This is a genomic window from Mangrovibacter phragmitis (assembly GCF_040429585.1).
GTDB classification, from domain to species: Bacteria; Pseudomonadota; Gammaproteobacteria; order Enterobacterales; family Enterobacteriaceae; genus Mangrovibacter; species Mangrovibacter phragmitis.
Map to the genome: position 1 here is coordinate 1656459 of NZ_CP134782.1, position 14761 is coordinate 1671219.

At 48.1% G+C, this 14761-nt stretch carries 12 protein-coding genes; 1 reads left to right on the top strand and 11 read right to left on the bottom strand.

The features are described from left to right. Positions 1–296: 296 nt before the first annotated feature. Positions 297–1574 (top strand): dicarboxylate/amino acid:cation symporter, encoded by a 1278-nt coding sequence (locus MPHASIOC01_RS07855; protein ID WP_064595468.1) that lies wholly within the window; start codon positions 297–299, stop codon positions 1572–1574. A gap of 246 nt (positions 1575–1820) precedes the next feature. On the opposite strand, the gene cheW is transcribed toward MPHASIOC01_RS07855, so the two are convergent. From cheW to araG, 11 genes are all read right to left on the bottom strand, one after another. Beyond that, positions 1821–2324: a chemotaxis protein CheW gene (cheW, locus tag MPHASIOC01_RS07860; RefSeq protein ID WP_064594230.1), complete on the bottom strand. Its 504-nt coding sequence runs from the start codon at positions 2322–2324 to the stop codon at positions 1821–1823. Between the two features lie 29 nt (positions 2325–2353). Next, positions 2354–4375, bottom strand: a complete 2022-nt coding sequence (gene cheA / locus MPHASIOC01_RS07865) for a chemotaxis protein CheA (protein WP_353614908.1) — start codon at positions 4373–4375, stop codon at positions 2354–2356. Positions 4376–4385: 10 nt separating this feature from the next. Beyond that, a complete protein-coding gene (gene motB, locus MPHASIOC01_RS07870; protein ID WP_353614302.1) occupies positions 4386–5498 on the bottom strand; it encodes a flagellar motor protein MotB in 1113 nt (370 codons plus the stop codon). After that, positions 5495–6382, bottom strand: a complete 888-nt coding sequence (gene motA / locus MPHASIOC01_RS07875) for a flagellar motor stator protein MotA (protein WP_064594232.1) — start codon at positions 6380–6382, stop codon at positions 5495–5497. Before motA ends, motB begins: the two co-directional genes overlap by 4 nt. 116 nt (positions 6383–6498) lie before the next feature. Further along, positions 6499–7077 (bottom strand): flagellar transcriptional regulator FlhC, encoded by a 579-nt coding sequence (flhC, locus tag MPHASIOC01_RS07880; RefSeq protein ID WP_353614303.1) that lies wholly within the window; start codon positions 7075–7077, stop codon positions 6499–6501. A 2-nt stretch (positions 7078–7079) separates the two neighbouring features. Further along, complete coding sequence (flhD, locus tag MPHASIOC01_RS07885) at positions 7080–7427, bottom strand: flagellar transcriptional regulator FlhD (protein WP_197499246.1); 348 nt, start codon at positions 7425–7427, stop codon at positions 7080–7082. Positions 7428–8396: 969 nt separating this feature from the next. Continuing rightward, the gene (otsA, locus tag MPHASIOC01_RS07890) at positions 8397–9818 is read right to left on the bottom strand and encodes an alpha,alpha-trehalose-phosphate synthase (RefSeq protein ID WP_353614304.1); all 1422 of its coding nucleotides are present in this window, start codon (positions 9816–9818) and stop codon (positions 8397–8399) included. Continuing rightward, positions 9793–10596 (bottom strand): trehalose-phosphatase, encoded by an 804-nt coding sequence (gene otsB, locus MPHASIOC01_RS07895; RefSeq protein ID WP_064594238.1) that lies wholly within the window; start codon positions 10594–10596, stop codon positions 9793–9795. The genes otsA and otsB overlap by 26 nt, the downstream gene beginning before the upstream one ends. A gap of 208 nt (positions 10597–10804) precedes the next feature. Further along, positions 10805–12070, bottom strand: coding sequence for an aromatic amino acid transport family protein (locus MPHASIOC01_RS07900; protein ID WP_064594241.1), 1266 nt, complete (start codon positions 12068–12070; stop codon positions 10805–10807). A 158-nt stretch (positions 12071–12228) separates the two neighbouring features. Then, positions 12229–13209 (bottom strand): L-arabinose ABC transporter permease AraH, encoded by a 981-nt coding sequence (gene araH, locus MPHASIOC01_RS07905; RefSeq protein ID WP_064594242.1) that lies wholly within the window; start codon positions 13207–13209, stop codon positions 12229–12231. 15 nt (positions 13210–13224) lie between these two features. After that, positions 13225–14739, bottom strand: a complete 1515-nt coding sequence (gene araG, locus MPHASIOC01_RS07910) for an L-arabinose ABC transporter ATP-binding protein AraG (RefSeq protein ID WP_064594244.1) — start codon at positions 14737–14739, stop codon at positions 13225–13227. Positions 14740–14761: the final 22 nt, after the last annotated feature.

The window sequence follows — 14761 nt, forward strand, 5'->3', positions numbered from 1 at the left end:
AAGGGGGTTATCGGCAATGGTTGCGGGAACTTTACGTTAGGGAACAGGTAAAAATACGCTATCAGTGTGTACAGACAACGGCTTAGTTGACATTGCTTATCCAGGCATTTCTCCAGGCTGCCCCCCGCTTTACAGAGAATTTTCGCCCTTCGCTTACAAAAAGAACAAAACGTAAAAATATGTTGTATAAGTGAGCCTTATACTTCAATTTATAGCACTGAGGCAGCATGATTGATTATAAAAACGACAAAAAGTCAGCATGTTGTATTATTGTTAAATATGATGGGGTAAATTTCGTGGCAAGTAGTAACAAACTGACAATGTTTATTGTCCTGTTTATGATTGCGGGCATCCTGTGCGGTGCGGCAGTTCATGAATATGCTTCAACTGACAGCATTACCGCCTGGGCAACCAATATCACTCTGTTTACCGACATTTTTCTGCGGCTGATAAAAATGGTGATAGCACCATTAGTGTTCAGCACATTAACGGTGGGCATTATGCGTATGGGGGAAACCTCTACTATCAGCCGGGTGGGCAGTAAAGCTATGGTGTGGTTTATCTCCTCATCTGTGCTATCCATTCTGGTTGGGTTACTCGTAGTCTCTCTTGAGCACCCTGGGCGGGGGCTCAACCTGACAGTTCCAGCCGGTAGCGTAGAAACTGGCCTCGCAGTCAGTGGCATGAGTCTGAAGAACTTTATTGCACATTCCATTCCTACCAGTATTGCCGATGCCATGTCCCATAATGAGATCCTGCAAATTGTCGTATTTTCGATGTTTTTTGGGATTGCCGGCGCGTCATTAGGTGAGAAATTTAACGCACCACTGGTTGCTGCTCTGGATGTCGTTTCCCACATAATGCTGAAAGTGACGGGTTATGTAATGCTGGTCGCCCCGCTGGCAATTTTTGCAGCTATTTCCAGTGTTGTGGCAACTCAGGGGCTTGGCATTCTGCTGAACTATGCTTCTTTTATTGGCGGGTATTATGTCGCTATATTACTGACCTGCCTGGTATTGCTGGGCGTCGGGTATATGGTGCTGAAAAAATCCACCTTTACTCTGCTGAGTATGCTGAAAGACCCCGTTCTGGTGGCTTTCACCACCAGCAGTTCCGAAGCCGCCTACCCTAAAACCCTGGATGTGCTGACACGTTTTGGTTGCTCACGTAGCATCGCTTCATTTGTTCTGCCTATCGGTTATTCATTTAACCTGGTCGGCTCTATGGTGTACTGCTCGTTTGCATCAATGTTTATTGCTCAGGCGTATAACATCCACCTCACTTTTTCAGAAATTGTGGTACTGATGCTGACCCTGATGCTGGCTTCGAAAGGGATTGCCGGGGTTCCCCGCTCTGCGCTGGTTGTACTGGCCGCAACCATTCCCAGCTTTAATATTCCGGTCGCCGGTATTTTGCTGTTAATGGGTATTGATCATTTCCTTGATATGGGCCGCTCCGCCATCAACGTATTAGGGAACGGCATTGCCACGGCAATGCTGTCCAAAAACGAAGGTGAACTGGATGCCGCTGTGGCGAACACTACCACGGAGCAGGAAACTCAGGTTGAAGCCTGACAGTAAACACAAATGATAAAGGGCCGCAATGCGGCCTTTTTTATTGATGGAAAAGAAGGATAAAACGTGGTATTTCCTTCTATTCAGTTAGCAGCCGAAAATTCAATGAATTGATTTTCTATATTTTTTGGGTGGCATCCTCTCGTCTCGCGCGAACATGAGGTAGATAAATAGCCAGCCCATAAAAAACAAGCCCCCCGCACAAAAGCGCGGAGGGCTATGCAGACAACCTTGCTCTGGGTGTTATCAGGCAACCCGGGCGGCAGCGTTATCCAGCAGCGCCATTTCTTCGCTGTTAAGCAGTTTTTCGATATTTACCAGAATCAGCATACGCTCGCCAACCGCGCCCAGACCGGTAAGATATTCGGTTGATAAGGTCACAGCGAATTCAGGTGCCGGGCGAATTTGGTCTGATGTCAGTGACAACACATCAGAAACACCATCCACCACAATACCCACCACGCGTTGCCCCAGTGTCAGAACAATAACGACGGTATTTTCGTTGTAAACAACATCAGATTTAGCGAATTTGATCCTCAGGTCAACGATAGGGACAATTACACCCCGCAGGTTGGTTACCCCTTTGATGAACGGTGGTGTATTCGCGATACGGGTTACCTGGTCATAACCACGGATTTCCTGGACTTTCAGAATATCAATGCCGTATTCTTCATCACCCAGGGTGAAAACCAGGAATTCCTGCCCCGACGCCTCGCCATCCAGGTTTGTGACATTATTTGTTTCGGCCATGTTGTTACCTTTATCTAATCCAGTGGAAATCAGGCGGCAGTTTGCGCCACACGTTGTTCACGGTTTAAACCTTGCAGCGCTGATACATCAACAATCAACGCTACGCTGCCATCACCAAGAATTGTCGCTGCGGAAATACCCGGAACTTTGCGGTAGTTACTTTCAAGGTTTTTCACCACAACCTGGTGCTGACCAATCAGTTGATCCACCAACAAGGCATAACGGCGACCTGCACTCTGCAGAATAACGACGATGCCTTCTGTTGCTTCCGTTTTCGCGCCATCAACTTCAAAAATTTTCCATAATTCAACTAATGGTAAATATTCACCGCGCACTTCCAGCACCCGCTCACCACCAGCAAGAGGATAAAGGTCTTCTTCTCGTGGCTGGAGAGACTCCATTACTGCATTAAGCGGCAGAATAAAGACTTCTCCACTAACCTTAACGGACATACCATCAAGGATAGCCAGTGTCAGTGGCAGTAAAATACGAATTGTCGTTCCGGAGCCCTGTTTGGACGCGATTTCAACATGCCCCCCCATCTCCTGGATGTTCCGCTTCACAACATCCATTCCGACACCACGGCCAGATACATCAGTAACCTGTTCAGCGGTAGAGAAGCCAGGTGCAAAGATAAGCATACCCACTTCATCATCGGTCATATTATCGTGAACAGGTAACCCCGAAGATGCCGCTTTCGCCAAAATACGTTCACGGTTAAGGCCAGCGCCATCATCAGTGACTTCAATACAAATATTGCCGCCCTGATGTTCCGCAGATAACAACAAGTTACCCACCACAGGCTTACCTGCCGCCACACGTTTTTCAGGTGACTCAATGCCGTGGTCAAGGCTGTTACGCACAAGGTGAGTTAATGGGTCGATAATGCGTTCAATCAGGCTCTTATCCAGTTCAGTTGAACTACCAGAGAGTGTCAGCTCAACTTGTTTACCCAGCTTGCCGGCCAGGTCGCGAACCAGGCGAGGGAAACGGCTGAATACATATTCCATCGGCATCATACGAATGGACATGACGGATTCCTGCAGATCACGCGCATTACGTTGCAACTGACTCATGCTGGTTATCAAATCACCATGGATAACCGGGTCAAGCTCATTAGAACGCTGAGCCAGCATAGATTGCGTGATGACCAGTTCGCCAACCAGGTTAATTAACTGGTCCACTTTTTCTACCGCAACACGAATACTGCTATTTTCACCGCGTGAGGCTGGTTTTGCACCTGATTCAGCTTTCGCCGCGGCACGAGGCGCAGCAGCTTTCGGAGCTTCTACCGGTTTAGCGACTGGAGCCACAGGGGCTGGAGCCGGTACGGCAGACTCTTCTGTAGCAACAGATTCATCCCCAGAGGAGGACTCCACTTTAATCTGGTCGGTATCAATCACAAAGCACAGCACGGCAACGATGTCGTCTTCGCTGGCTGTGGTATCCAGTACCACATCCAGCACATCGCCTCGCTGCTCGCTGTGCACCACAGTCCCCAGATTTCCCAGTTCCTCAAGCAGCAACTCATGTTCTTTTTCTTTCAATTTGCTCAGAACAATGTGAAGACCAGCCGGTTTGCCAACTGCAGGCGCACTTTCAACTGGCTGCTCAGAAGCGACTTCAACAGATGCGGCAGGACTCGCTGCCGGGGAGGACTGACCTTTAGCTTCCAGCGCCAACTGACGTAATGCCTGACAGATATACTCGAACGAGGCGGCATCAGGCTCCTGGGAACTTTTATAAGCGTCAAGCTGTTCCTGCATAATATCTTTGGTTTCCAAAAACAGGTTGATGATATCGGTGGAGAGTTGCATCTCACCACGTCTCGCGTCGTCCAGCAGGTTTTCCATTAAGTGGGTCGTTTCCTGCAGGATTTTGAAGCCAAATGTTCCTGCGCCCCCTTTAATAGAGTGTGCTGCCCTGAATATGGCATTGAGCTGTTCGGAGTCCGGCGCCTCAGGCGACAACCCTAATAAGTGCTGCTCCATATCCGCCAGTAACTCATCGGCTTCATCGAAAAATGTTTGATAAAAATCGCTGATATCCATACTCACGCTATCACCTCGTACCTGATTGTGGTGGTATTGAGTTCGCTGCAGGAACCGCCGTTGTTGGGCCGGTTGCCGCCGGTTTCGGGGCCTGCCCCGATGCCACAGGTTGCGTTGCCGCTCCTTGTGGCGAAGCGCTTCCCTGTGCGCCAGTTGGCGCTACAGGTGTTGCTCCACCCGGTGTTGATGGCGCAGCATGTTGTGATGCCGGGCCAACCGCTGGCGTTGCCTGTCCTTGTGGCGACGTTTCCTGCTGTTTCAGAACACTTACTGGCGCATTCTGGCTCTCAGCGTTCTCATGAAGAATCGCCTCCTCAGTCTGTTTATTCAGAACTAACAAGCTGATTCGACGATTCATTGCATCCCCCGCGGTGCTGCCAGGCAAACGCATTGTTGCTGCCATACCCACCACACGTAAAACCTTACCTTCATCCAAACCGCCTACAACCAATTCACGCCGGGATGCATTGGCGCGGTCGGCAGAAAGCTCCCAGTTACTGTATCCCCGTTCCCCCTGCGCATACGGAATATCGTCGGTGTGCCCGGAAATACTAATTTTGTTCGGTATTGAATTCAGAATTGGGGCAATACCACGTAAAATATCACGCATATAAGGCTCCACTTCCGCACTACCCCGTTTAAACATCGGCCGGTTCTGGCTGTCGATAATCTGAATTCGCAAGCCTTCCTGCACTAAATCAATCTTCAAATGTGGGCGCATTGCTTTGAGTTTTGGATCAGCATCAATCAGTTGATCCAAATCGCCTTTCAGCTTCAACAGACGGCTACGCTCCATCCTGTTTTTCAGTTCATCAATTTTTGGTTCTTTTTTTACTTCACCCTGCTTTTGGGTAACATCATCACCGCCACCGGGAATCGGACTCGAGCTGTCGGCGATACGTTGACCTCCCGTAATCGCCTGAGCCAGCGGTGTTCTAAAATATTCGGCAATTTGCGTCAGCTCTTTAGGGCTGGATATTGATATCAGCCACATAACCAGAAAAAATGCCATCATGGCGGTCATGAAATCGGCGTAAGCAATCTTCCATGAGCCATGAGCGCCTTCATGACCTTTATGTTTTCGCTTCTTAACGATAACAATAGGATGCTTATCATGCTTCATGCGTCTTCAGTCGCTTTTTGTTGGTTAGGTGAACGCACTGCACGCATATGTTCATCCAGTTCAACAAAGGATGGTCGCTCAGTGGAGTAGAGTGTTTTACGCCCAAACTCCACCGCAATAGGCGGCGCGTAACCATTGAGGCTGGATAACAATGTCACTTTGACGCATTGCAGCATTTTTGTTGTTTCAGCACTGCGCTGACGTAATACACTCGCCAGAGGCGAGATAAACCCATAAGCCAGCAAAATCCCAAGAAACGTCCCTACCATCGCGTGGGCTATCAAAGCCCCAAGTTCCGCAGCGGGCCTGTCAGCCGAAGCCAGAGCATGCACCACTCCCATCACTGCCGCGACAATACCAAAAGCAGGAAAGGAGTCGCCCATTGCCGCAATACTGCCTGCAGGAACTTCACTTTCTTGCTCATGCGTTTCGATTTCCTCATCCATCAATGCCTCTATTTCAAAGGTATTCATGTTGCCGCTGATGATTAGCCGGAGGTAATCGACAATGAAATCTAACATGACAGGGTCAGCGAGAATCCGTGGATAACTGGCAAAAATCTCGCTCTCTTTGGGGTTTTCAATATCACGTTCCAGAGAAAACATGCCCTGTTGACGCGATTTCGCCATCAGCCGGTACAACAGTGCCAGCAGATCCATATACATGCTTTTGGTGTATTTTGAACGGCGGAACAGGACAGGCAGTGCTTTTAAAGTGCCTTTGATTGCTTTACCGTTGTTGCCGACAATGAATGCACCTACCCCGGCCCCACCAATAATAATAAACTCAGAGGGCTGGTATAGTGCGCCAAGGTGCCCACCCGTCATGGCGTATCCTCCAAAGACGGTAGCAAGCACAACAATATAACCGAGTAAAATTAGCACGACATCACCTTTCCGCTGTGTTAAAAGTCAAGGATAACAGTAGGTTACGTTGCATTCAGGGTAAAAAAAAGCAGCGGCACTTTCGTGTCCGCTGCTGGATTTACGAGCCTGTTACGCTACACAGCCTGTCCGATCTGTTCATCCAGCAGTTGTGGAATAATATCGGCAGCATTTTCGGAAAGTTTACGCCTTTTTACTGCTCTGGAAGGCGGCTGGCACAGGCTGCACACAAAGCTGCCCACTGGCTGATGCGCATGGGTGATAAATTTCCCTTTGCAGCAATTACAATGGGATAGCTCCAACATACCGCTTTCAACAAACCGCACTAAAGTCCATGCACGAGTCAATGCAAGTAATGGGCCATTTTCATCCTGAGGACATTGTTCCAGGTACAAACGATAGGCTTTAATAACTGCATCAACACCATTACATAACCCGGTCTTGAGCAAATACTGCCATGCATTGCAGAACATCGACGCATGAATATTTTGCTCCCATGTCATAAACCAGTCGGTTGAGAAAGGCAGCATCCCCTTTGGAGGCGGGCTACCACGCAACTCTTTGTACAACTTGATGAGGCGACCCCGGCTCAGGGTCGTTTCGCTTTCCAGCATCTGAAGGCGCACGCCGAGCGTGATAAGCTCCATAGCCAACTGAATTTCGCGTGCTTCCTGGACAATACTTTTATCACTCATAATCAGGCCCTTTTTTTCCGGGCTCCGTCTTCACCGGAGGCCTCACTCAGCAAACGACTCGAAAGCAATATTCCGGTGTGGACTTGTTGTAAATCATCCACTCGTGAGTCCTGCGTAAGACGCGTGATTGTATTGTGATCGCTGAAGCGGAACTGACATACCAGCTGATTGGTTTCAGCCAGTTTAACCATTTGTGGCAATGTCAGTTCACCCAGTGTTTGGGCCATTTCCTCGGTCACGCCGAGACGGAACATTGCAGAAGCTTTGTCCTGAGCTATCAAACGCTGAGCAAGCAGCAAATAGGATAAGTTGATATCGTAGATATGTTTCAGCAACTCGGATGTATGCATTTTTCCCATCCCGAATAACCAATTATTATGTTATGCGGTAAATCCGCACCCCGTGATGTCGCCGGGTAAACCCCGGAAAAATAAAAAAAATATAAAAGGCTAAAATGCATTTATTGAATCAGGCTCTGACACCGCGCTCCCAGGTTAGCTACCCCTGCCTTGCAGAGTGCGCTTCAGTCATCTCAGTTCGCTCCGAAAAAAACTAAGAATTTTCCTAATCCAAGGAAACTGTACTCGCCAGATGCCAATCGCACAATCTGGCTTGAGGTTCCTTTTGAAAAAAATGTGATGTGCGTCACACTTTTTATCTTAATATTTACAATAAATCAATCAGCATCACTTTTATGTTGCTCAATAATTAATCAAACATATTGTTCGACTCATGCAATTCTGCGATTGCCCATTCATGTTTATGTGCTATGCGTCATAAAAAATTAATTGAATAAACATCCACTGTTAATGCTTAGCAGACATACTTTACCGTAGGATATTGAGCGATATTTTTAATAAAACTATTTTTAATCAACAAGTTAAGTTAAAACAATTAATTATATTCCAATTTGGAATATATATTCCAAAATTCATTACCACCAGGAATATAAACACTTAATGGTGTTTTATGACCACTCTTTTATGCAGAGCAAGAAAAGTTATTTCATAAGAAATATTAATGTTTGGGCAATAAATTCACTTTTAGCGTATGATGCGCAACTGAAATTTCGAGTTGATAAATAGTGTTGTTCTGCCAGGCATACGAAAACGTTTGCGGCTCACTCAACCTGAAACGTGCCAGTCGCAATTGCTGGCGCACGATGCAGTGAATCACTGTATCACCGGAGTAATTGTTGATACCGAGCGCTTAACCGCACCACCTTATGAAGCTTAACAGGGAATAGTAGCGCCCAGAGGAAGTTGTTCTGTCACACAAACATACAGTGGAAGAGCCTTCCCTGGCTCCCTGTAAATCAGCTAAGGCATTGAACAACCAAGTGATGCAGAGGTGGAATCATTCTGTGTGCAACGTGTCTTTACTTGCTTTAGATCCCGAATAAAGGCCTCCTGCCAGGCGTTAATGTCCTGGTGACGTAACACCGCCATCATTTCGCTGTGGCGGGCAATACGTTCCTCTTTGGGCATAATCAGTGCCCTGTGCAAAGCATTGGCGACATCATCACGGTCATAAGGATTCACCAGCACCGCAGCAGAAAGCTCATTAGCCGCACCAGCAAATTGTGATAAAACCAATACTCCGGGATCACGCGGATCCTGAGCCGCAACATACTCTTTCGCGACCAGGTTCATGCCATCACGTAGTGGTGTGACCAGGCCAACATTGGTGTGACGAAAGACTTTCAGCAGCACTTTGCGGTCAAAATGTTGGTTAAGGTAATAGAGTGGTGTCCAGCCAAGCTGGCCAAACTTACCATTGATTCTGCCTGCTTCTGTTTCGAGTTGATGGCGTATATCCTGGTAGGCCTGCACATCCCCACGCGATGTTGGTGCTATCTGGGTATAACGAATTTTCCCAATATGTTCCGGGTATTTTTCCAGCAATGTCTCAAACGCCAGGAAACGCTCTGGCAGCCCCTTGGAGTAATCCAGACGTTCCACAGAGAAAATATTCTGTACCCGCCCCAGCTCGGCTTTAAGCTGCGCCAGTTTGGTTGGTAGTGGCCCTTTGGCCTGCTCGACAACATCTTCCGTCTCAATCCCAATAGGATAAACATGGGTCTGGAAAGATTTACCATCCGCCATGTGGTGACCATCCATATAGGTTGTTACCTGAGTGTGTAACCCCAGACTGTCGATAAACGCCTGGCGGTCACCTTCAGTCTGGAACCCTAACAAATCATAATCCGTCATTTGTTCCAGCAACGTTTTACCTGGCGGTAGCGCTGTAAATATCTCAGGTGTCGGGAAAGGAATATGCAGGAAGAAACCGATACGGTTATTAACCCCCAATCGGCGCAGTTCACTTGCCAGCGGCAGCAGGTGGTAATCATGAATCCAGATAATATCACCACGTTGAATCAGAGGAGCCAGTTGCTTCGCCATAGCAACATTCACTCGCAGGTAACCTTCCCAGGCCTCACGGGTAAAGTCCACCAAGTCCAGCCGGTAGTGAAAAGCTGGCCAAAGAACCCCGTTAGAAAACTGGCAATAATACTGCTCATAGTCCTCTTCATTGAGATTAAAGGTTACCCATTGAATGTTGCCCTGGCTGACCTTCTTTAGCGGGTCATCAATCTCCCCAGTTTCCCCACTCCAGCCAAACCACACCCCGCCTGAATTCTTTAATGCCCCAAGGATACCGACAGCAAGCCCACCTGCCCCATTTTTCTTCCCATCGGGCAAAGCGACCCTGTTAGAGACTACGACTAAACGACTCATAATCAGCCCTCCTCGACGTTATTGCTCGTTGTTGTTCAAAATAAGCGACCTGACCAGATAACCAGGCCCAGACAGCGGGTACATCTTCCAGCCGCCAGCGCGCACAGGTTGCTTCCTGACCAACTTTGATGCTGACTCCATGATACTGATTGACTGCGTCAAACCCGGCTTCATCGGTTAAATCATCACCCAGAAAGACAGGTATTCGCCCGGAAAACGGTGGCTCAGCCATAAACTGATGCACCGCCTCTCCCTTATTGACTCCACCTGGTTTAATTTCAACCACACATTTCCCTTGTTGCAACGTCAAATCTGCGTACTGTGCAACTATCGCCTCAGCGCAATCATGCACCCAGGACTCACGGTCAGGGGCATGCCGGTAATGCAACGCAAATGCCATCGGCTTCTCTTCAATTTGCACACCATCAATATCAGCCAGCCAGGACTGCAACTGCTGGCGTATCGCGTTCATCTGGTTTGTGGGAAGTGAAAGTATAAATTGCTGACCATTGATATCACGACGTTCCGCACCATGAACCCCTGCCACAGGGTAGTGCTCAGGTTGAGTAAACTTGTCCAGCTCGTTGATTGAGCGCCCTGAAATCAATGCCAGCGCACCCTGGCTAAGATCAGCCAGTTTGCGTAAATGGTGCTGTACGTTATCCGGAAGAGTGACTTGGCTGGGATGCGGTTTTAGTTTGACCAGAGTGCCATCAAAATCGAAGAAGAATGCATACTGGCCGGTCAGTAATGGCGGTTTATTTAATGCAGCTTCCACCCTCTGCCCTCCTTTTAGCTGTTGGTACCTTTTATATTCCAGGATGAGTTTTTGTGCTTTTCAGCCACACCTGCAGACTGGATTATTATTGGTATGATATTTTTGCGTATTTATCACCTGTATAAATGATTAGCTATGTAAGTATAGACAGCATGATGAAAAATGCCACCGGGTGAGCTGCCGCCCCCCGGTAGCTGTAATAGCCTGGTCAGATAAAACCCGCAACCAACGCGGAAATCGCAATGCTTCCCATCAGCAGGACGAACAGGTGACTTTTCCCTTCGCGCCAGCGTGCCATAGCCGGAACGGTGTAAAGTGCATAGACAGGCATAATAAATAAGATAGCGGCAATTACCGGACCACCCAAAGATTCAATAATATTTAAAATCCCCGGATTCAATGTTGCCACCAACCATACAGATCCAAAGAAAAACAGCACAATAGCACGCCGGGTCATGGTTTCATTAATACCCACACCCCGCAGTTGTGCCAGTTTAACAATCACGCCATGCAACCCTTCCCGCGCCCCCAAATAGTGCCCAAAAAATGAGCTGGAAATAGCCAGAATTGCCACCAGCGGGCCAAAGAATGAAATCAACGGGTTATCAAACTTATTCGCCAAATAACTCAGCATAGAGATATTTTGCGCTTTGGCCGCGACCAGGTCGTCGGGGGTGACGCTAAGCACACAACTAAACACAAATAACATAACAAATAGCAGCAGAATCCCTGACGTATTGCGCAATATACGGCTGGCCTGCTCAGCGGCAGTGTCCGGATACGCTTTTCCCACAGCCAGTGAAAAAGATGAGATTGCGGGGGAATGATTAAATGCAAACACCAGTACCGGGATTGTCAGCCATAAAGTCACTGAGAAGTCCTGTAACGCAGGCACCTCTTTAATTGCAGCCAAATTCCAGTGAGGAATAAGATACAGTGAAAGGAATATCAGAATGGCAACCAGTGGGTAAACAAGCCAGGTGGTAATGCGCAACATGCGCTGCTCATCAAGTAACATCACCGACATCAGCAGCCCGACCAGCACAAATGACAGCAACGCTCTGGGCAGAGATGCCATTCCTAACTGGTTCACAATTAGCGAATCAACAGTATTAGTGATACCTACCCCATAAATGAGCAAAATGGGATAAATCGCAAAGAAATAGAGCAATGTGATCAAAATACCAGCACGCTGGCCAAAATGAGCTTCAACCACCTGTGTAATGTCACTGCCTTTCGTATCAGAAGATAAGACAAACCGGGCGAGACCACGATGCGCGAGCCATGTCATTGGCCCCACCAGCAACGCAATCACCACTAACGGCCAGAAGCCTCCCATACCAGCATTGATAGGCAAAAAAAGCACACCAGCGCCCACAGCGGTACCAAACAGGCTTAACGTCCAGGTGCGGGAAAACCGGTGATGGGGAGGTTGTGTTGAGGGTGAGTTTTGATATTCGATTTCCTGACTCATTGAAATATATCTCCATGTTAAATATTTCATGCGGAAATTTATTTCAAAACTGACAAATATAACGTGATAAAAAACTGGTTTTTTAGCCAAAAACCATCAGTTAACCAATGAAAAACGCCAGCTGTTTAGCTGGCGTTAATCCTGGACGATTGCACTACTCAGGCAACGCGCTGCGCTTTCTGTTTGTAACGGTCAAAAATAACTGCTGCAAGCAGGATCAAGCCACGTACCACGTACTGAGCAAATGGCGAGATATTGAGCAGGTTCATCGCATTTTCCACCGTCCCCAATATCAGCACCCCGGCCACCACAAACGAAATTTTACCAATCCCGCCTTTCAGCGAAACCCCACCCAGAACACAAGCAGAGATAACAATCAGTTCATAACCAATTGAGGTCATTGGCTGCCCGCTGGTCATACGCGATGCCAGAATAATACCTGCAGCAGCCGAAACCAGGCCAGACAACACAAAAATAATGATTTTAGTGCGAACTACGGGTACTCCGGCAAGGCGGGCAGCATCTTCGTTGCCACCAATAGCCAGCGTGTTACGCCCGAAAGTGGTTTTATTCAATAAAAAACCGAACAACACAAAACAGACAATGGTAATCCAGATAGGTGCAGGGATCCCGAACCAGTTTGCATAACCCAGTTCAAAGAAGCGTTCATCTTCAATCCCCACCGCTTTACCATCAGAAATGATATAGGCCAGACCGCGAACTATCTGCATCGTAGCAAGTGTGGTGATAAGCGCATTGATCTTCAGACGGGCGATAACAAAACCATTCACAAACCCACTGACAGCCCCCAGTAACAAACCTGCAAAAACCCCTATCCACAGGCTTTCAGTCAGGTTAATCACCACGGCGGTAGTTACCCCTGCACAGGCAATAACCGAAGCCACAGATAAATCAAAATCACCCGAAGCAAGGCAAAACAGCATACCGCAAGCCACCATACCTGACATCGATACGGCAAGACCAAGGCCTTTCATATTGATAAAGGAGGCAAAATTCGGCACAAAAATAGCGCACGCCAGAAACAGCACTGCAAACACCACCAGCATTCCATACTGGTCCCAAATCCGGGAAACTGACAACCCGGCGCGACCGGTTCCTGATGTAGTTAATGAAGACATAAAAAGACTCCTCAATTAGGCAACGGCCTGGCTGGCTTTCGGCATAGCAAGGCTCAGTGCCTGCTTTTCCGTCGCCCCATCATGTGTTAACTCACCCGCAATCTCGCCCTCACACATCACGATAATGCGGTCTGCAACGCCCAGGACTTCAGGCAGGTCACTCGATGCAAACAACACCGCCACCCCCTGAGATGCCAGGGTATAGATAACGTTGTAGATTTCATGTTTTGCGCCGACATCAATCCCACGGGTCGGTTCATCAAGCAGAATCACTTTCATCTCCTCCGATAACCAGCGGCCAAGGATGGCCTTTTGCTGATTTCCACCGGATAGATTCATGATCAATTGATCAGCCCCGGGAGTTTTGATATTGAGCGCACGAATATGGTGGCCCGCATTTTCACTTTCCCAGAGTTTATTGATAAGGCAGCCAATACTGATATGCTTACGCCGTGCACTGATATTGATGTTCTCCTGCACCGAATGCACAGCAATAATACCGTCTGCTTTGCGGTCTTCAGGGCACAGCATCATGCCTGCTTTTATGGCATCTGAAGGTTCACGAATCGTGACCGGGTTGCCATCAATCAACACTTCCCCGCCGGTAATACGTGTACCACCAAACAGCCCTTTCATCAGCTCGCTACGCCCGGCACCCACCAGGCCAAACAAACCTACAATTTCTCCACTTCTCACCGTTAAATCCACCGGTTTGCGAACGCCTGGCGCTTTGACATTATTAAGTGTCAGGCGGGCTTCGCCATACGGTCTGGGTTTCCAGCCGTAGATATCGCCAATATCACGGCCTACCATCGCCTGAACGAGTGCATCATGGTCCACTTTCTGCATATCATCAAAAGTACAGACATACCGCCCGTCTTTAAACACAGTGATAGCGTCACTTAGTGCAAAAATCTCTTCCATGCGGTGAGAAACATACAAAATGACCCGGCCTTCTTCACGCAATTCACGAATAACGCGGAACAGATTTTCGATTTCACGCGCAGACAGAGAACTGGTTGGCTCATCAAACGCAATAACCCGGGCATTGCGTGCCAGCGCTTTAGCGATTTCCACCATTTGCCACTGGCCTATTGATAAATATTTAAGTGGCGTTTCAGGGTCAACATCCAGGCCGAGATGCTCCAGTTGCAAACGCGCTTCATAATTGAGGAGCGACCGGTTAACAATGCCGCCTTTATGCGGAATCTGACCGAGATAAATATTCTCAGCCACACTCATTTCCGGCACTAAATGGAGTTCCTGATATATGATAGCAACGCCCGCGTCCAGCGCCGCGACCGTATTGGCAAATGAAACTTCCTGACCTTTTAAGGTAATAGAGCCGGTTGTCGGCGCATAATTACCACTCAGAATTTTTAATAATGTGGATTTCCCTGCGCCGTTCTCTCCCATCAGCGCGTGCACCTGTCCGCTATAACAGTCAAAGCTGATATCCTGCAGCGCTTTTACGCCCGGAAACGTCTTTCCAATACCACGGAACGAGAGATACGGTGTTTGTTGTTGCATATAGCCTCCAAACCTTCCCCGG